This is a genomic window from Pseudomonas taiwanensis DSM 21245 (assembly GCF_000425785.1).
GTDB lineage: Bacteria > Pseudomonadota > Gammaproteobacteria > Pseudomonadales > Pseudomonadaceae > Aquipseudomonas > Aquipseudomonas taiwanensis.
Genome location: NZ_KE384451.1, coordinates 244,281 through 263,344, shown reverse-complemented (window position 1 = coordinate 263,344; position 19,064 = coordinate 244,281). Strand labels below are relative to the sequence as shown.

Below are 19,064 nucleotides of genomic sequence, written 5' to 3'. Positions count from 1 at the left end.
GGCTTCGACCGCACCAACGGCCAACGCTTCGCCGAAGACGGCTTCGACCGCACCAACGGCCAACGCTTCGCCGAAGACGGTTACGACCGCACCAACGCTAACCGCATCAGCTGATACCTGATGTGAGCCAACCAGCCCGGCTTCGGCCGGGCTTGAACATTTTCAGGGGAGCAAAGGATTGGCACACTAGGACTCTCGTCCCCCCAGAGGTAGGGCCAGCAAGCCCACTACAGATGTATTACTACGAACCTAGCAAAGGCCACGGCCTGCCCCACGACCCGTTCAACGCCATCGTCGGCCCCCGCCCCATCGGCTGGATTTCCTCGCAAGACAGCGAAGGTCAGCTGAACCTGGCGCCCTATAGTTTCTTCAACGCCTTCAACTACATTCCGCCAATCATCGGTTTCTGCAGTGTCGGGCGCAAAGACAGCCTGAACAACATCGAGCAGACCGGGGAATTCGTCTGGAACCTCGCCACCCGCCCCCTGGCCGAAGCCATGAACCAGAGCTGCGCCGCGGTGCCCGCGCAAGTGAACGAGTTCGAATTGAGCAACCTCACAGCAGCGCCATCGCGCATCGTCAACGTGCCCCGGGTAGGCGAAAGCCCCGTGGCTTTCGAGTGCAAGGTCAGCCAGATCGTCCAGCTCAAACGAGCTGACCAGGAACGGGTGCCCAGCTGGTTGATTCTTGGCGAAGTGGTGGCGGTGCATATCGCCGAGCATTTGCTCAAGGATGGCATCTACGATACCGCTGCCGCCGAACCGATCCTGCGTGGCGGTGGCCCGGCGGACTACTTCGAGCTGGGCAACCTGTTCAAGATGGTCAGGCCCCAGGCAAACGGCTGATCACCAGATCAGTTCGCCTTCTTCGCTGACACCCTGCAGGCGCGCCAGCTCGGCGCAGGCGGCCTCATCGGCCGCCACGGCGCTCTTGAACACCTCGCCGTCCAGCACCTTATGAAAACGTGGGGCACCGCCCATGCCCAGGGCCTTGATGGCGATGGCGGCGTTGTAGCCACCGCCTTGCACCGGGACCATTGCCGAAACCGCTTCGAAATGCGGGAACTCTCTACGTGCCATGTTGCAATCCGCGTCGTTGATCGAAGGCCGGCATCTTACCTCAAGCTTGCCCACTTGAGCCCTGTCGCCCTCCGCCGGCTGCACACACCCTGCACAAGGTGGTTTACCGACGATCAGCCCGCGCACGATCAATCGAACGTATGCAAATCCAGGCTGCTGACCACCTGGGCCTGCACCAGTTCGCCGAACAATTCCAAGGTAGGCGAGGCAAAATACCCAGTCATCGCTTGTTGGTCCCGCCAACTGCCGCTGAGCAGCCACAGGTCGCCATCGGCCTGCGAACGCTGCACGGTGAAGCTCAAGCAGCCAGGTGCGCGCAGCGAAGGCTCGAGCAGATCACGCAGACGGGCGCCCAGCTCTGCCGAACGACCACTGCTTGCACGGATGAAAGCCAAATGGGTGACCGGTTGTCGTAGGGTCATTGCACGATCTCCTTGAAGCGGACAGACAAAAAAGCCAGGCTGCCAAGGTTAGGGCGTCGCACACGCGTCACGTTAGGCCATTACTGCACATCGATTGCCTGATCCTGCAGCGCGGCAGGATCAGGCAATCGATGTGCAGGTTTCGACTAGCGCCCGTCATTGCCCAAACCTATGCTGCGTCGGTCAGCAGAGGAAAGCCACCATGACCACCGCCACGTCCATCGACCCGACCTTGGAACTGCAACGTCAGGAACTGGCCGATCTGATCCGCCGCCACGCCGGCGACCCATATGGGCCGGCCTCGGCCATCGATGACCTGTACCTGGTCAGTTATCGGGAAAACATCCGCTCCGTGCCCACGTTGGCACAACCAGCGTTGTGCATTCTGGCGCAGGGCAGCAAGAGCCTGTTTCTGGGTGACGAGCAGTATGCCTACGACCCTCTGCATTACATGGTGGTGTCGGTGACCTTGCCGATCAGTGGCGTCAAGCTCGATGCGAGCCCGGAGAACCCTAGCCTGGGGTTGCGCCTTGACCTTGACCCGGCCGAGATCAGCCAGCTGATTGCCGAAAGCGGACCGATGCTGGTGCCCAACCTGCCTTCGGGCCGCGGCCTGTATGTGGAAAGGACCGATGCGCAGTTGCTCGATGCCTTGCTGCGGCTGGTCCGACTGCTGGACACACCGCGAGACATTGCCATGCTGGCCCCCTTGATCCGCCGCGAGATTCTCTACCGCCTGCTGCGAGGGCCACAGGGCTATCGGCTGTACGAGATTGCGCTGGCGAACAGCCAGACCCATCGGGTCTGCCAGGCGATCACCTGGCTCAACCAGAACTTCCAGTTGCCGCTGCGCATCGAGGATCTGGCCCGAGAGGTCAACCTCAGCACTTCGACCCTGCACCACCGGTTCAAGGCCGTGACCTCCATGAGCCCCTTGCAGTATCAGAAGCAACTGCGCCTGCAGGAGGCGCGAAGGCTGATGCTCAACGATGGCCTGGAGGCGGCGGTGGCGGGGTACCGGGTGGGCTATGAAAGCCCATCCCAGTTCAGCCGGGAATACAGCCGCCTGTATGGCGCGCCACCGATCCGCGATGTGGCCCGGCTGCGTGCCAGTGCCGGTTGATTGCCGCTCCACAGGCGCCGTGGCTGTATAAAACTCAGCCGCGAACCGCCGACTGCCACTGGTTCTGATCCACCTGGATCAACGTCGGCCCCTGGCGCTCCACGGCATGCCCCAATGCCTCCTGCAGTTGGGCGACATCGGCCACATGCTCCGCCGCAGCGCCCAATGCCCGAGCCACACCCAGGAAATCCGGGGTGTGGATGTCCACGCCGACCGGTTCGATGGCACGGTTGACCATGTACTTCTTGATTTCCTCGTAGCCCTGATTGTTCCACAGCAGGACAATCAGCGGGACCTGGGCCTCCACCGCGCTGGCCAGTTCCGGCAAGGTGAACTGCAGCCCACCATCGCCGATCAGGCACACCGCCGGGGCGCGCTCAGCCACCGCTTCGGCGCTACCCAGCCATGCGCCCATGGCGGCCGGCAGGGCGTAACCGAGGGTGCCATAGCCGGTCGAGGCGTTGAACCAGCGACGTGGCTGGTCCATGTCCAGGGTCAGGTTGCCGGTGTACACCGGCTGGGTCGAATCCCCAACCAGAATGGCGTTGGGCAGCCGGTCCAGGATGCTACGCAGCAGCCGGGTCTGGCTCAAAGTCGGTTGGTCCCAGCCGGCCGACAGCGTTTGGCGCAGGCGCGCTACCCGCGCCACACCCCAGTCCTCGGCACGCGCCGGCTGCGGTTGTGCTTGCAAGGCGTTGAGCAGATCATGGGCCGCCAGCTCTGCATCGGCCACCAGCGCCAGCGCCGGCAGATAATTGCGCACGGTCTGGTCGGGGTCGATATCGATGCGCAGCAGGCAGCCAGGGATTTCGAAACCACCCTTGAACGTCACGTCGTAGTCGGTTTCGGCCAGCTCAGTACCAATGGCCAGCACCACGTCGGCCTCTGCCACCAGGGCGCGCGTCGCCACAAGCGACTGGGTCGAACCCATTTGCAGCGGATGGTCTGACGGCAACAGGCCCTTGGCATTGATGGTCAGCGCCACCGGAGCCTGCAGATGCTCGGCCAGACGCACCAGAACCGCACCCGCAGCCAAGGCGCCACCACCGGCCAGAATCAGCGGCCGGCGTGCATTGGCCAGGCGTTCGGCCATCGCCGCCACGGCTTGCGCAGCGGCGCCGGCCCGATGACTGCGTACCACGCGTGCGGGCAGCAAGTGATCGGCCGGCTCGACCAGAACGTCCAGGGGAATCTCGATATGCACGGGACGCGGACGCCCGCTGTCGAACACGGCAAACGCTCGGGCCAGCACGTGCGGCAGGTCATCGGCGCTCATCAGCGTGTGCGAGAAGGCCGCCACGCCCCCCACCAATGCTGCCTGGTTCGGCAACTCATGCAACTTGCCGCGCCCGCCGCCCAGTTGATCGCGCGATTGCACGCTGGAAATCACCAGCATCGGGATCGAGTCGGCATAGGCCTGGCCCATCGCGGTGGTGATGTTGGTCATGCCCGGGCCGGTGATGATGAAACACACCCCTGGCTTGCCGCGAGTACGGGCATAGCCATCAGCCATGAACCCAGCACCTTGCTCGTGCCGCGGGGTGACATGCCGGATGGTGGAGCCCGCCAAGCCCCGGTAAAGCTCCACGGTGTGGACGCCGGGTATGCCGAAGACATGGTCCACACCATAGCCTTCAAGGAGTTTGACCAGTACTTCGCCGCAGGTTGCCATGGAATTCACCTTGGATCTTGTTGGGTATCTGTGCCCATTGGACCCAAGCCATGGCTATCGCCACAAGGCAAAAAAACACATACTAGCCATGTCCTTTAATCATGGCTCGCCGCGATGAAACGCCTTCCGCCCCTGTCCGCCCTGCACACGTTCCTGGTGACAGCGCAGCACTGCAACTTCACCCGTGCGGCGCAACAGTTGCACATCACCCAAGGTGCCGTAAGCCGGCAGATTGCCGGGCTCGAGGAACATCTGGGCTATACCCTGTTCCAGCGCCAGGCCCGGGGGCTGAGCCTGACCCGTGAAGGCCAGGACTGGCTGCCACGGGTGCAGCAGGTATTCGCCCTGATCGAGCAAGGCGTGCGCGAAGTGAGCGGGCGCAATGCCACGTTGCAGCTCAAGGCACCGACCTGCGTGATGCGCTGGCTACTGCCGCGCCTGATGGAATGGCAGGCCTTGCGCCCCGACATACCGGTGGAGTTGACCACGACCGTGCAACACGGGGTGGATTTCCGTCGCGAAGGCTTTGACGCCGCCGTGGTCTACGGCAGTCTGCCGAACCATGGGCTGCGGGTGCGCAAGCTGTTCGACGAGCAACTGACCCCGGTCTGCGCGCCATCGCTACTGGAAGGGCCCGTGCCGCTGCGCCAGATCGAAGACCTGGCGCGTCACATGCTGCTGCACCCTTCGCGCGACGAGCATGACTGGCGGCTATGGCTGCAGGCTGCCGGGGCAACCTTCGACCCACAAGGCCCGAAACAACATTTCGAGACGCTGGACATGGCGATGGCCATGGCCTCCCAGGGCACCGGCGTGGCCATTGGCGATTGGGCGCTGATTGGCGACGACCTGCGCAGCGGACGCCTGTGCATGCCATTCGGGGTCAAGGTCACGACCGGCAAAGGCTACTATCTGGTCAGCCAGGCCAAGAGCCTGCCAGCGGGCTTGATCGAATTGCTGGACTGGCTGGAGCAACGCGCCCATCAGTGAACCAGCCCCCCTGTAGAGGCCGGCTTGTCGGAACTCGAAGCCGACTCAATAGCCAACGGTGAACCGCTGCCGCGAATGCGCTGGTTTTTCCAATTCATCGATCAGGGCGATGGCGAAATCAGCGAAAGAGATCCAGCTCTTGCCGTCTTTGCCGATCAACAGATGATCCTTGCCAAGCGTGTAATGGCCCGTGCGCTCTCCTTCGACGAATTCCGCCGAAGGCGACAGGAAGGTCCAGTCCAGCGCTTGTTCCTGGCGCAACGCATCCAGGAAACGAACCCCTGCACTGGCCTCGGCCTTGTACGCCTCGGGGAAGTCAGGACTGTCGATCACCCGCTGGCCGGACGGTAGCAGCAGACTGCCGGCGCCGCCTACCACCAGCAGTCGCTTTACCCCAGCGCGCTTGACCGGCTCGATAACCGCCTGCGGTTCGAGGGTCGAGAAGTGCGCAGCACTCAGCACTGCATCCACGTCCGCAACGGCCGCCTGCAAGGCTGCGCTGTCCTTGGCATCCAACGCCTTGACCGTGACACCTGCACGCCCTTGCAAGCGCGAGGGGTCGCGGGCAATCGCGACGACGCTATGACCACGGCGCAGGGCTTCCTCCAGCAACTGGCCGCCAGCCCGGCCGGTGGCACCGATGATTGCGATCTTGCTCATGAACAACACTCCCTTCGTTAAGGTGTTTACCACTTCGATCGCCAAGGCAGCGGCGACAACATGCTCATCAGCTTAGTTGCCCGCTTCATTACGAAAAATGCGATGCTGGGACATAGTTTGTTTCTGAAATCGAGCAAATCATGGACCGTCTGAACGCCATGCGCGTCTTCGTCACCGTCGTCGACCTGGGAAGCCAATCGGCGGCGGCGGATCAGCTGCAATTATCGCGACCGGTGGTTTCGCGGTATCTGGCAGCGCTGGAGGACTGGGTCGGCGCGCGCCTCATGCAACGCACCACACGCAAGCTGAGCCTGACCGCCGCCGGCCAGCAAACCCTGCCCCGCTGTCGCCAATTGCTGGAGTTGGCCGGCGAGCTGGAAACAGCCGTGCGCCAGCCGGATGATGCACCGCGTGGTGAGCTGCGCATCAGCGTCAGCACGTCGTTCGCACAGGCACAACTGGTGGCCGCGATCGCCGATTACGTGCAGCGCTACCCAGGGGTGAAGGTTGACCTGCAGGTACTGGACCGCACTGTGAATCTGGTCGATGAACGCATCGACCTGGCGATTCGTACCAGTAACGACCTTGACCCGAACCTGATCGCCCGACGCTTGACCGTGTGCCGTTCGGTGGTGTGCGCTTCACCAGCCTACTTGCGCCAGCACGGAACGCCACAGCGGGTCGAGGATTTGAGCCGGCACAACTGCCTGACCCACGCCTACTTCGGGCACGACCTGTGGCAATTCGATGTGCAGGGCCAACAGATCGCGGTCCCCGTCGCAGGCAATATCACCGCCAACGAGGCCATGACCCTGCAGACGGCGACGCTGGCCAACGCGGGTATCGCAATGTTGCCAAGCTACCTGGCTGCCGCGGCGCTGCGCAGTGGAGAGTTGGTTCGCGTGCTACCAGAGGCACAACCGCAAGCGCTGAGCCTGAACGCGGTGTACACCTCGCGCAAGCACATGCCGGCAACCTTGCGCAGCATGCTGGATTTTCTGTCTCAACGTTTTCAGGCGGAACCAGAATGGGACCAGGGCTGGCCCTGACAAGCCGTCCCGACTGACCTATGCTCAGGTGTATCACCTGTTGCCGGGACTGGAGGTGAGCATCATGGGCATCAAAACCAGAAGAATCGCCCTTGTGGTAATGCTGCTGGCCGTAGCGGGTGTTTACGGCTCGGCTTGCTGGCGGGTAGAGCTGCTTCGCAGCCAACCCCACTCAGCAGCCAGTTGCCAGCATGAGCACTGCGTGCCTCAGAGTGCAACCTTGAGCGCCGTGCGTTGACCTCGGCGCCACGCGCCGGTCACTCCTCGACGCTCATGTACTCCTTGGCCCAGCGGATGTAGTCCTCGGGCTGGGTGTAAGTGTGCGAGAGCTCGGTCGCACTGAGGTTCTCCGACTTGTTCTGTTGGCCCCGTTGCAGGCGCAAGCAGTCGTAGGTGGCCTTGATCGCGGCAAAGTAGGCGGCATGGCCATCGACCACCACACGCACGCCCAGGCGGGCCAGGCGCTCGTCGTCGCGCAGGTTCGGGTTGCCGTAGGTCACCAGCATCATCGGCACGTTCAGGTGCTCGCCAATCTGCTCGAGCTGCTCGAAGTCCTTCACGCCCACCATGCAAATGCCGTCGGCACCGGCCTTCTGGTAGCTCTGGGTGCGCACGATGATTTCTTCGGTGCTCAGCACCCCTGCGTTGGTACGGGCAATGATCGCCATCGACGAATCGACTCGGGCCTCAAGGGCCGCACGGATCTTGCCGACACCTTCCTCGACCGAGATCAGGTCGGTGGACTTGCGGCTGAACTGGGCCGGCAGCAAGGTGTCTTCGATGGTCAGGCCGGCGACACCGGCGCGCTCCAGTTCGATGACCGTACGCATGACATTGAGCGCGTTGCCGTAGCCATGGTCGGCATCGGCAAGCACCGGTAACTGGGCCACACGGCCAATACGGGTAGCTTGCTCGGCGAATTCGCTCAGGGTGATCAGGGCGAAGTCCGGGGCGGCCAGCACCTGGAGCGAGGCCACCGAGCCACCGAGAATGCCCACTTCGAAGCCCAGGTCAGCGGCAATGCGCGCCGACATCGGGTCGAACACGGACGCGGTGTGATAGCAGGAACCTGAAGCGAGCAGCTCGCGGAAGGCAATACGCAGATCTTTATGGGAAGCCTTGGGCATGATCACTCCGCAATAACGTGAAATTGAACGGTTGCTACCGACCCCTGAATCGGGTCTACCTGACCTGTTCCAACCGTCGCCATCTGGGCGGTCATGCTCGACATGCAGGCAGAGGAATAAAAGGTATGGGATACAGCGACGAGAAAATCCGGCATTTGCAGTTCGCACCAAGCTGGGGCAAGCCCCGGATTTCAGCCTCTGCGGCTCAGCCAAGATAGCACGCAGCCATGCAGCTCTGGATGAATGCGCCAATGCCGATCTTGCATAGGGGATGCAGATAGTACATAGGGAGCTACCTAACTCGGGTTACAATCCGGGAATTCGCACCCGCCCATCGCGGGCAACTCCGCTCTCACAGGAAACACGCCGCTTTCGCTGACGACGGCGCCCTGTCACCGAGATAGAGCCACTGCCCAAAGCCAAGACAAGGTAAGCCCCGTGACCGCCGCCCTGCCCCCCGCCGTTTTGCGCAACGTACTCACCGCGTTGATGCTGGCCATCTTCCTCGGCGCCCTCGACCAGACCATCGTTGCCATCTCACTGCCTGCCATCTCGGCACAGTTCAACGACGTCGGCCTGTTGGCGTGGGTCATCTCCGGCTACATGGTGGCCATGACCGTGGCCGTACCGATCTACGGCAAGCTCGGCGACCTGTATGGGCGCCGCCGCATGATTCTGACCGGTATCGGCCTGTTCACCCTGGCCTCGGTCGCCTGTGCCCTGGCCCAGGACATGCAGCAACTGGTGCTCGCCCGGGTGCTGCAAGGGATCGGCGCCGGCGGCATGGTATCGGTGAGCCAGGCCATCATCGGCGACTTCGTGCCCCCTCGGGAGCGAGGTCGCTACCAGGGGTATTTCAGCAGCATGTATGCCCTGGCCAGCGTGGCCGGGCCCGTGGTCGGCGGCTGGCTCACCGAATACCTGTCCTGGCGCTGGGTGTTCTGGATCAACCTGCCGCTGGGCCTTTTCGCGCTATGGGCGATCCACCGCGCCCTGCGCGACATGCCGGTCAGGCGTCGCGAGGCGCGGGTCGATTATCTGGGCGCGGTGCTGTTGATTCTTGGCCTGGGCAGCCTGTTGCTGGGCATCACACTGGTCGGCCAGGGCGAGGGCTGGACAGCCGCTCCGGTACTGGCCCTTTTGGCCAGCGCCGCCCTCGGCTTGGCCCTGTTCGTGGCGCACGAGCGGCGCTGCCGCGAACCACTGCTGCCCATGGACCTGTTCGGTAATCGCGTCGCGGTGCTGTGTTGGTGCGTGATTTTCTTCGCCAGTTTCCAGTCGATCTCGCTGACCATGCTCATGCCGCTGCGTTTCCAGGGCATCACCGGTGCCGGCGCCGACAGCGCCGCACTGCACCTGTTGCCACTCGCCATGGGGCTGCCCGTGGGCGCCTTCACCGGCGGGCGCTTGACCAGCTTCACCGGCCGCTACAAACCACAGATCCTGGCCGGTGCGCTGCTGATGCCGGTAGCGATCTTCGCCATGGCCATCACTCCGCCACAATCCAGCCTGCTCAGTGGCCTCTTCATGCTGCTGACCGGGATCGCTTGCGGGTTGCAGTTCCCAACCTCGCTGGTGGGCACGCAGAGCGCGGTGAACATCAAGGATATCGGTGTAGCCACCAGCACCACCAACCTGTTCCGCTCGCTCGGCGGAGCCATGGGCGTGGCGTGCATGTCCAGCTTCCTGCTGGCCTTGCTGCACCAGGGCGGCTTCGAATTATTGGGCAACCCACTGCTGGGGAGCCTGCAGGCCGGGGAGGCAGACGCGCAGACCCAGGCGCGATTGCTTGAGACGTTCCGCCAGCTATTGATGGGAAGTGCGCTGGCCGCGGTGTTAGGGTTGCTGGCGGCGATTGCGTTGCCTGATCGGCAGTTGCGGGGACGGTAAGCCAGGCTCGCCCAGTTAATCCCCCCTTAATACATGGGGGAAACACTTCATCACAATCCTTAACAAAGTGTCATTTGCGCAGCGCCGGGCTCAAGCGCAGCATATCCAGCCCGGTGTCGACCCATTGTTCGGCATCGCGCAGCAGGTCGAAACTGTCCGGCAGCAAAAGCCAGCGCCCGATCAAGCCATCGACATAGGCGAACAGTGCGATGGCAGCGCGTTCTGCATCCAGTTCGGCAGGCAACTGGCCCCGGCGCACTGCATTGGCCAGTGCCAAGGTAATGCCCTCGTGGCAGTCCAGCACCGCGCCCTGGCGCTGCTGGCGAATTTCACACATGTCATCGGTGAACTCGCACTTGTGATGCAGGATTTCATTGATACGCCGGGTTCTGGCGTCGAGCACCAGCTGGTTGAACACTTGCAGCAGCAGCTTGCGCATGCAGCCGAGCGGGTCTACTTCGTCCTCGCTTTCACTGGCACGCGCCAAGTGGTCATGGGTTTCGTGCAGGCTGTCCAGCAGCGCCTGAACCAGCTCGGCCTTATTATTGAAATGCCAGTAGATCGCCCCCCGGGTTACGCCCGCCAGTTCAGCGATGTCGGCCAGGGTGGTTCGCGCAACTCCGCGCTTGTAGAAGGCCTTTTCCGCGGCTTCGATAATCTGGGCGCGGGTTTCCTGGGCTTCTTCTTTGGTTCGACGGACCATGGCAGTACAACCTCATTTGGGCCCGAACGCGTGTCGCGGACGGGGAAACCACCGGAGCTGCCTCTGCAGGGCACCTTCCGTACAGGCTAATCAAGGGCTGTGGCAGTAGCCGAGTACCACCCAGCGGTATTTACAAACAACCGTGAATGTAAGTATATTCGTTAGTAAGCTATTTATCCACCGGATAGATTTTTTTCTGACAAGACTCTTCCATTACTCTTGAGCGTCTCCCTGCTCTAGCGACCCGAGGATCCTCATGCAATTCAAGCCAGCCGTTACCGCTCTGGTTTCCGCCGTCGCCCTGGCAACCCTGCTCAGTGGCTGTAAGAAAGAAGAAGCAGCGCCCGCAGCGCAGGCTCCTCTGGTCGGCGTCGTAACCATCCAGCCACAAGCCTTCACCCTCACCTCGGAACTGCCGGGGCGTACCAGTGCCTATCGGGTCGCCGAAGTGCGTCCGCAGGTCAATGGCATCATTCTCAAACGCCTGTTCAAGGAAGGCAGCGACGTCAAGGAAGGCCAGCAGCTCTACCAGATCGACCCGGCCGTCTACGAAGCCAACCTGGCCAATGCCCAGGCCAACCTGCAGGCGACCCGCTCGCTGGCCGAGCGCTACAAGCAGCTGATCGACGAACAGGCTGTCTCCAAGCAGGAATACGACGATGCCAATGCCAAACGATTGCAGGCCGAGGCTTCCCTCAAGAGCGCCCAGATCGACCTGCGCTACACCAAGGTACTGGCGCCGATCAGCGGCCGTATCGGTCGCTCCTCGGTGACCGAAGGCGCCCTGGTGAGCAATGGCCAGAGCAATGCCATGGCGACGATCCAGCAACTTGACCCGATCTACGTCGATGTCACCCAGTCCACTGCCGAGCTGCTCAAGCTGCGCCGTGACCTGGAGAGCGGCCAGCTGCAGAAGGCCGGCAACAATGCCGCCAAGGTGCAACTGGTGCTGGAGGACGGCAGCCTGTTCAAGCAGGAAGGTCGCCTGGAGTTCTCCGAAGTCGCGGTCGACGAGACCACCGGTTCGGTCACCCTGCGCGCCATTTTCCCCAACCCTGAACACACCTTGCTGCCAGGCATGTTCGTACATGCCCGCTTGCAGGCCGGGGTCAACAGCAACGCCATCCTGGCCCCGCAGCAGGGTGTGACCCGCGACCTCAAGGGTGCGCCGACCGCACTGGTGGTCAATCAGGAAAACAAAGTCGAGCTGCGCCAGCTCAAGGCCAGCCGGACCCTGGGTAGCGACTGGCTGATCGAGGAAGGTTTGAACCCTGGCGACCGCCTGATCACCGAAGGGCTGCAGTATGTGCGTCCGGGTGTCGAGGTCAAGGTCAGCGAAGCCACCAACGTCAAGAAGCCGGCCGGCCAAGCCCAGGCCAGCACGGCCAAAGCAGACGCCAAAGCGGAGTAAACCATGTCGAAGTTCTTTATCGATCGCCCGATCTTCGCCTGGGTGATCGCCTTGGTGATCATGCTGGTCGGCGCCTTGTCGATCCTGAAGCTGCCGATCAACCAGTATCCCAGCATCGCGCCGCCGGCCATCGCCATCGCCGTGACCTACCCGGGCGCTTCGGCGCAGACCGTGCAGGACACCGTGGTGCAGGTCATCGAGCAGCAGCTCAACGGTATCGACAACCTGCGTTATGTGTCGTCGGAAAGTAACTCCGACGGCAGCATGACCATTACCGCTACCTTCGAGCAGGGCACCAACCCCGACACCGCGCAGGTCCAGGTACAGAACAAGCTGAACCTGGCCACCCCGCTGCTGCCGCAAGAAGTGCAGCAACAGGGCATCCGCGTTACCAAGGCAGTGAAAAACTTCCTGTTGGTGATCGGTCTGGTGTCCGAAGACGGCAGCATGACCAAGGACGACCTGGCCAATTACATCGTCTCCAACATGCAGGACCCGATCTCTCGGACTGCCGGTGTAGGTGACTTCCAGGTGTTCGGTGCCCAGTACGCCATGCGTATCTGGCTCGATCCGGCCAAGCTCAACAAGTTCCAGCTGACTCCGGTCGATGTGAAGACCGCCGTCAGCGCGCAGAACATCCAGGTATCCTCCGGCCAGCTCGGTGGCCTGCCTGCCCTGCCTGGCAACCAGCTCAACGCCACCATCATCGGCAAGACCCGCCTGCAGACCGCCGAACAGTTCGAGAAGATTCTGCTCAAGGTCAACAGCGACGGTTCCCAGGTCCGCCTGGGCGATGTGGCGACCGTTGGCCTCGGCGGCGAAAACTACGCCGTCAGCGCCCAGTTCAACGGCAAGCCGGCGTCGGGTCTGGCGGTCAAGCTGGCCACCGGCGCCAACGCCCTGGACACTGCCAAGGCCCTGCGCAAGACCATCAGCGACCTGGAGCCGTTCTTCCCGCCGGGCGTGAAGGCTGTGTTCCCGTATGACACCACCCCAGTGGTGACCGAGTCGATCAGCGGGGTTATCCATACCCTGATCGAAGCGGTGGTCCTGGTGTTCCTGGTGATGTACCTGTTCCTGCAGAACTTCCGCGCCACCGTCATCACCACCATGACCGTGCCGGTGGTGTTGCTGGGTACCTTCGGTATCCTGGCCGCCGCAGGCTTCAGCATCAACACCCTGACCATGTTCGCCATGGTACTGGCCATCGGCCTGTTGGTGGATGATGCCATCGTCGTAGTGGAAAACGTCGAGCGGGTAATGTCCGAGGAGGGCCTGCCGCCCAAGGAAGCGACCAAGCGTTCCATGCAACAGATCCAGGGTGCCCTGGTGGGTATCGCCCTGGTGCTGTCGGCTGTACTGCTACCGATGGCCTTCTTCGGCGGCTCCACCGGTGTGATCTACCGCCAGTTCTCCATCACCATCGTCTCGGCCATGGGCCTGTCGGTGCTGGTAGCCCTGATCTTCACCCCGGCCCTGTGCGCCACCATGCTCAAGCCGCTGAAGAAAGGCGAACACCATGTGGCCAAGCGCGGCTTCTTCGGCTGGTTCAACCGCAACTTCGACCGCAGCGTACAAGGCTACGAGCGCAGCGTCGGTGCCATCCTGCGCAACAAACTGCCGTTTTTGCTCGCCTACGCCCTGATCGTGGTCGGCATGATCTGGCTGTTCGCCCGCATTCCAACGGCATTCCTGCCTGAGGAAGACCAGGGTGTACTGTTCGCCCAGGTGCAGACGCCAGCAGGTTCCAGCGCCGAGCGCACCCAGGTTGTGATCGACCAGATGCGTGAATACCTGCTCAAGGACGAGTCCGAAACCGTTGCCTCGGTCTTTACCGTGAACGGCTTCAACTTCGCCGGTCGTGGCCAGAGTTCGGGCATGGCATTCATCATGCTCAAGCCGTGGGACGAGCGCTCGAAGGAGAACAGCGTGTTTGCCCTGGCACAACGCGCCCAGCAGCACTTCTTCAGCTTCCGCGATGCCATGGTGTTCGCCTTCGCACCGCCCGCGGTGCTCGAACTGGGTAACGCCACCGGCTTCGACGTGTTCCTGCAGGACCGCGCCGGCGTCGGCCATACCAAGCTGATGGAGGCGCGCAACCAGTTCCTGGCCAAGGCCGCGCAAAGCAAGATCCTCAGCGCGGTACGCCCGAACGGCCTGAACGACGAGCCGCAGTACCTGCTGACAGTCGATGACGAACGTGCCAGCGCGCTGGGCGTGACCATCGCCGACATCAACAGCACCCTGTCGATCGCCCTGGGTGCCAGCTACGTCAACGACTTCATCGACCGTGGCCGGGTCAAGAAGGTCTACATCCAGGGCGAGCCAAGCTCGCGGATGAGCCCGGAAGACCTGCAGAAGTGGTACGTGCGCAACGCTGCAGGCGAGATGGTGCCGTTCTCGTCCTTCGCCAAAGGCGAATGGAGCTACGGTTCGCCGAAGTTGTCGCGCTACAACGGCGTGGAAGCGGTCGAGATCCTCGGTGCCCCGGCGCCGGGCTACAGTACCGGTGAAGCCATGGCCGAGGTCGAGCGCATCGTTGGCGAACTGCCGTCCGGTATCGGTTACTCGTGGACCGGCATGTCCTACGAGGAAAAACTCTCCGGCTCGCAGATGCCAGCACTGTTCGCCCTCTCGGTTCTGTTCGTGTTCCTGTGCCTGGCAGCGCTGTACGAAAGCTGGTCGATCCCGATCGCCGTCGTGTTGGTCGTACCGCTGGGTATCATCGGTGCGCTGATCGCCACCAGTCTGCGCGGCTTGTCGAACGACGTGTACTTCCTCGTGGGCCTGTTGACCACCATCGGCCTGGCGGCGAAGAACGCGATCCTGATCGTCGAGTTCGCCAAGGAACTGCACGAGCAGGGCCGCAGCCTATACGATGCGGCGATCGAGGCGTGCCGTATGCGTCTGCGTCCGATCATCATGACCTCGCTGGCGTTCATCCTCGGCGTGGTACCGTTGACCATCGCCAGCGGCGCGGGCGCCGGCAGCCAGCACGCCATCGGCACGGGCGTGATCGGCGGCATGATCAGTGCGACCGTACTGGCCATCTTCTGGGTACCGCTATTCTTCGTCGCAGTGTCGTCGCTGTTCGGCAGCAAAGAACCGAAACAAGACGCCACCCCTGAAACTCCACGTTATGAGGCTGGGCAATGACCAAGTCTTTATTGACCCTGGCGGTAACCGCTTTCATTCTCGGCGGCTGCTCGCTGATCCCTGACTACCAGCCCCCGGAATCTCCGGTGGCAGCGCAGTGGCCGCAAGGCCCTGCGTACTCGCCTACCCAATCGGCCGAGGTAGCCGCCGCCGAGCAGGGCTGGCGCCAGTTCTTCCACGACCCGGCACTGCAGCGATTGATCCAGACCTCCCTGGAGAACAACCGCGACCTGCGCGTGGCGGCGCTGAACATCGACGCCTACCGCGCGCAATACCGCATCCAGCGGGCCGACCTGTTCCCAGCGGTTTCGGCCACTGGCAGCGGCAGCCGCCAGCGGGTGCCGGCGAACATGTCGACCACCGGTGAAGCCGGGATCAACAGCCAGTACTCGGCTACGCTGGGTGTCAGCGCCTACGAACTGGACCTGTTCGGTCGAGTGCGCAGCCTGACCGAGCAGGCCCTGGAAACCTACCTGTCCAGCGAGCAGGCACGTCGCTCCACGCAGATCGCCCTGGTGGCCAGCGTGGCCAATGCCTACTACACCTGGCAGGCCGACCAGGCGCTACTCAAGCTCACCGAAGAGACCCTCAAGACCTACGAGGAAAGCTACAACCTGACTCGCCGCAGCAACGAAGTCGGTGTGGCTTCCGCGCTCGATGTCAGCCAGGCACGCACCGCCGTGGAAGGCGCCCGGGTCAAGTACTCGCAGTACCAGCGCCTGGTCGCCCAGGACGTCAACAGCCTGGCGGTGCTGCTCGGCACCAGCATTCCGGCCGACCTGCCTAAGCCGCTGGAGCTCAATGCCGACCAGCTGGCCGAGGTACCGGCCGGCCTGCCATCGGACATCCTCCAGCGCCGTCCGGACATCCAGGAAGCCGAGCACCTGCTCAAGGCCGCCAACGCCAACATCGGCGCGGCTCGGGCCGCGTTCTTCCCGAGTATCAGCCTGACCGCCAACGCAGGCAGCCTAAGCCCGGACATGGGTCACCTGTTCTCGGGCGGCCAAGGCACCTGGCTGTTCCAGCCGCAGATCAACCTGCCGATCTTCAACGCCGGCAGCCTGAAGGCCAGCCTGGACTACTCCAAGATCCAGAAGGACATCAACGTCGCCAAGTACGAAAAGACCATCCAGACCGCCTTCCAGGAAGTCTCCGATGGCCTGGCGGCGCGCAAGACCTTCGAAGAGCAGTTGCAGGCACAGCGTGACCTGGTGCAGGCGAACCAGGATTACTACCGCCTGGCCGAGCGTCGCTACCGTATCGGTATCGACAGCAACCTGACCTTCCTCGATGCCCAGCGCAACCTGTTCAGCGCCCAGCAAGCCCTGATCAGCGACCGCCTCTCGCAGCTGACCAGCGAGGTCAACCTGTACAAGGCTCTGGGTGGGGGCTGGTACGAGCAGACCGGACAAGCCAACCAGCAAGCTTCGGTGGAAACACCGAAAAGCTGAGTCGACAGCTAAAACATCAAGCCCACCTTCGCAGTGGGCTTTTTGTTGCGACCTGGCCGTATCGACCCCATCGACTGCGGACAATTAACCAGCTGGAACATTCCGTTCGATTATCGCCCGCTTCCGTTTGCGACCAATTGCCCCACCCTCCCCCGATTCAGCACCATCTGCCCCGAAACGCTGCACACGTTCATCAGAAAAAGACCCGCCCCTGCACACGTGTCCCTGCAGCGCGCCGGTTCGCCCCATAAAAACAAGAGATTGACAACAGATGAGCACTTCGTACCCCGCACGCCAGCTGCTGCCCGGCCTGTTGGCCATGTCCTGCGCCTTCCCTGTTCTGGCCGCCGAAGGCGGTTTCGTGGAGGATGCCAAGGCCACACTTAACCTGCGTAACTTCTACATCAATCGCAATTTCGTCGACTCGGCCCACCCACAAGCGAAGGCCGAAGAGTGGACGCAAAGCTTCATCCTCGACGCCCGTTCCGGTTTCACCCAGGGCACCGTAGGCTTTGGCGTCGATGTATTAGGCCTGTACTCGGTCAAGCTCGATGGCGGCAAAGGCACCACCAACACCCACCTGCTCCCGGTTCATGACGATGGTCGCCCTGCCGATGATTTCGGCCGTCTGGGCGTGGCGCTCAAAGCCAAGCTTTCGCAAACCGAACTGAAGGTCGGCGAGTGGATGCCGGTGCTGCCGATCCTGCGTTCGGACGATGGCCGTTCGCTGCCGCAAACCTTCCGCGGCGGCCAGATCACCTCCAAGGAAATCGACGGCCTGACCCTGTATGCCGGCCAGTTCCGTGGCAACAGCCCACGCAACGACGCCAGCATGGAAGACATGTCGCTCAACGGCCGCGCCGCCTTCACCTCGGATCGCTTCAATTTCGGCGGGGGTGAGTACACCTTCAACGACAAGCGCACGATGATTGGCTTGTGGGATGCCCAGCTCAAGGACATCTACCGCCAGCAATACATCAACCTGGTGCACAGCCAGCCACTGGGTGACTGGACCCTGGGCGCCAACCTCGGCTACTTCATCGGCAAGGAAGACGGCGCCGAGCGCGCAGGCGAACTCGACAACCGCACCGCGTCGGCCATGCTCTCGGCCCGCTATAAGGGGCATACCTTCTACGTCGGCTTGCAGAAGGTCAGCGGTGACGACGCCTGGATGCGGGTCAACGGCACCAGTGGCGGCACCCTGGCCAACGACAGCTACAACTCCAGCTTCGACAATGCCAAGGAACGCTCGTGGCAGGTACGTCATGATTTCAGCTTCGCCACTGTCGGCGTGCCGGGTCTCACCTTGATGAACCGCTACATCAAGGGCGACAACGTTCACACCAGCAGCGTCGACGATGGCAAGGAATGGGCACGGGAGACCGAGCTGGCTTATGTGGTGCAGTCCGGCACCTTCAAGGACTTGTCGGTCAAATGGCGCAACTCCACCATGCGCCGCGATTTCAGCACCAACGCCTTCGATGAGAATCGGTTGATCGTCAGCTATCCGCTGAACCTGTTGTAAGCTGGCCTGGCCTCATCGCCCGGCGATGAGGCCACTACAGCACCCTTCCTCACTTGCGCTTCTACGGCCCCCGCCACCTCCCCCGCGCTGCCCTGCGCACCGCGATCGACCTGAATACGCCGGCGTACGCTACCGCCATTCGCTGAACTGATGATGCTGTCGGTTGCGGGCTATCCTCAGTTATATCGGGAGCAGAACAGGCCCCCCCAGGGAGGAACAACAATGAAAAACCTCGTCGACCACCTGAGCCAATACGCCAGCTACCACCGCGACCCACGCAACATCGCCACTCATTTCATCGGAATCCCGATGATCGTCGTGGCCGTGACCATCCTGCTGTCACGCCCCGGCTGGGACATTGCAGGCGCATGGCTGTCCCCGGCCATGCTGGCGGCGGCGGCATCGGCATGGTTCTACCTGCGCCTTGACCTGCGCCTGGGCCTGGTGATGGGGCTGTTGCTGGGGCTGTGCCTGTGGGTAGGCCAGGTGCTGGCGATGCAAAGCACCGCGCTGTGGCTCACAGCAGGAATCGGTGCCTTCGTGGTGGGCTGGATCATTCAGTTCGTCGGCCATTACTACGAAGGCCGCAAGCCAGCATTCGTCGACGACATCAGCGGGCTGATCATCGGGCCCTTGTTCGTGGTGGCAGAAGCTGCATTCATGCTGGGACTGTGTCCGACGCTGAAGCAGGCGGTGGAGGCCAAGGCCGGCCCGGTGGCTATCCGGCAGAAGAAAGCGACCGTTTGATGGGACATTGCCGGTAACGCCAGCCCCCAACCTGCGGGGGCTGACGTGCCGGTGCCAGA

16 protein-coding genes are annotated in these 19,064 nt (G+C 62.6%); 10 read left to right on the top strand and 6 right to left on the bottom strand.

Features of this window, described 5'->3' with window-relative positions; genetic code table 11:
• The first annotated feature begins 233 nt into the window (after positions 1-233).
• Positions 234-845: a flavin reductase family protein gene (locus H620_RS0123030; protein WP_023378932.1), complete on the top strand. Its 612-nt coding sequence runs from the start codon at positions 234-236 to the stop codon at positions 843-845.
• Here the strand turns inward: H620_RS0123030 and H620_RS0123025 are convergent, their stop codons facing one another.
• Together H620_RS0123025 and H620_RS0123020 are read right to left on the bottom strand one after the other, a co-directional pair.
• A complete protein-coding gene (locus tag H620_RS0123025; RefSeq protein ID WP_027908108.1) occupies positions 846-1,079 on the bottom strand; it encodes a hypothetical protein in 234 nt (77 codons plus the stop codon).
• A gap of 128 nt (positions 1,080-1,207) precedes the next feature.
• Complete coding sequence (locus tag H620_RS0123020) at positions 1,208-1,501, bottom strand: antibiotic biosynthesis monooxygenase family protein (RefSeq protein ID WP_023378930.1); 294 nt, start codon at positions 1,499-1,501, stop codon at positions 1,208-1,210.
• Positions 1,502-1,703: 202 nt separating this feature from the next.
• On the opposite strand from H620_RS0123020, the gene H620_RS0123015 reads away from it, so the two are divergent.
• The gene (locus tag H620_RS0123015) at positions 1,704-2,624 is read left to right on the top strand and encodes an AraC family transcriptional regulator (RefSeq protein ID WP_023378929.1); all 921 of its coding nucleotides are present in this window, start codon (positions 1,704-1,706) and stop codon (positions 2,622-2,624) included.
• A 34-nt stretch (positions 2,625-2,658) separates the two neighbouring features.
• On the opposite strand, the gene H620_RS0123010 is transcribed toward H620_RS0123015, so the two are convergent.
• Entirely contained in the window at positions 2,659-4,296 is a 1,638-nt protein-coding gene (locus H620_RS0123010) for a 5-guanidino-2-oxopentanoate decarboxylase (RefSeq protein ID WP_023378928.1), read from the bottom strand.
• Between the two features lie 114 nt (positions 4,297-4,410).
• On the opposite strand from H620_RS0123010, the gene H620_RS0123005 reads away from it, so the two are divergent.
• Positions 4,411-5,286, top strand: coding sequence for a LysR substrate-binding domain-containing protein (locus tag H620_RS0123005; protein ID WP_023378927.1), 876 nt, complete (start codon positions 4,411-4,413; stop codon positions 5,284-5,286).
• Positions 5,287-5,331: 45 nt separating this feature from the next.
• Here H620_RS0123005 and H620_RS0123000 read toward each other — a convergent pair whose 3' ends face one another.
• Complete coding sequence (locus H620_RS0123000) at positions 5,332-5,946, bottom strand: NAD(P)-dependent oxidoreductase (protein ID WP_027908107.1); 615 nt, start codon at positions 5,944-5,946, stop codon at positions 5,332-5,334.
• 140 nt (positions 5,947-6,086) lie between these two features.
• On the opposite strand from H620_RS0123000, the gene H620_RS0122995 reads away from it, so the two are divergent.
• Positions 6,087-6,995, top strand: a complete 909-nt coding sequence (locus H620_RS0122995; protein WP_027908106.1) for a LysR family transcriptional regulator — start codon at positions 6,087-6,089, stop codon at positions 6,993-6,995.
• 257 nt (positions 6,996-7,252) lie between these two features.
• Here H620_RS0122995 and H620_RS0122990 read toward each other — a convergent pair whose 3' ends face one another.
• Positions 7,253-8,122 carry an isocitrate lyase/PEP mutase family protein gene (locus H620_RS0122990; protein WP_023378924.1) on the bottom strand — a complete coding sequence of 290 codons (870 nt, stop codon included), beginning with the start codon at positions 8,120-8,122 and terminating at the stop codon, positions 7,253-7,255.
• A gap of 438 nt (positions 8,123-8,560) precedes the next feature.
• Between H620_RS0122990 and H620_RS0122985 the strand changes: the two genes are divergently transcribed.
• Positions 8,561-10,012: an MDR family MFS transporter gene (locus tag H620_RS0122985; protein WP_023378923.1), complete on the top strand. Its 1,452-nt coding sequence runs from the start codon at positions 8,561-8,563 to the stop codon at positions 10,010-10,012.
• A 70-nt stretch (positions 10,013-10,082) separates the two neighbouring features.
• Here H620_RS0122985 and ttgR read toward each other — a convergent pair whose 3' ends face one another.
• The gene (gene ttgR, locus H620_RS0122980) at positions 10,083-10,715 is read right to left on the bottom strand and encodes an efflux transport transcriptional regulator TtgR (protein WP_023378922.1); all 633 of its coding nucleotides are present in this window, start codon (positions 10,713-10,715) and stop codon (positions 10,083-10,085) included.
• 256 nt (positions 10,716-10,971) lie between these two features.
• Between ttgR and ttgA the strand changes: the two genes are divergently transcribed.
• The 5 genes from ttgA (at position 10,972) to H620_RS0122955 (ending at position 19,005) form a co-directional block, all read left to right on the top strand.
• Positions 10,972-12,126 (top strand): toluene efflux RND transporter periplasmic adaptor subunit TtgA, encoded by a 1,155-nt coding sequence (gene ttgA, locus H620_RS0122975; RefSeq protein WP_023378921.1) that lies wholly within the window; start codon positions 10,972-10,974, stop codon positions 12,124-12,126.
• A gap of 3 nt (positions 12,127-12,129) precedes the next feature.
• The gene (ttgB, locus tag H620_RS0122970) at positions 12,130-15,282 is read left to right on the top strand and encodes a multidrug efflux RND transporter permease subunit TtgB (protein WP_023378920.1); all 3,153 of its coding nucleotides are present in this window, start codon (positions 12,130-12,132) and stop codon (positions 15,280-15,282) included.
• Positions 15,279-16,733: an AdeC/AdeK/OprM family multidrug efflux complex outer membrane factor gene (locus H620_RS0122965; RefSeq protein ID WP_027908105.1), complete on the top strand. Its 1,455-nt coding sequence runs from the start codon at positions 15,279-15,281 to the stop codon at positions 16,731-16,733. Before ttgB ends, H620_RS0122965 begins: the two co-directional genes overlap by 4 nt.
• A gap of 271 nt (positions 16,734-17,004) precedes the next feature.
• A complete protein-coding gene (locus tag H620_RS0122960; protein WP_023378917.1) occupies positions 17,005-18,258 on the top strand; it encodes an OprD family porin in 1,254 nt (417 codons plus the stop codon).
• Between the two features lie 222 nt (positions 18,259-18,480).
• Entirely contained in the window at positions 18,481-19,005 is a 525-nt protein-coding gene (locus H620_RS0122955; RefSeq protein WP_027908104.1) for an Mpo1 family 2-hydroxy fatty acid dioxygenase, read from the top strand.
• Positions 19,006-19,064: the final 59 nt, after the last annotated feature.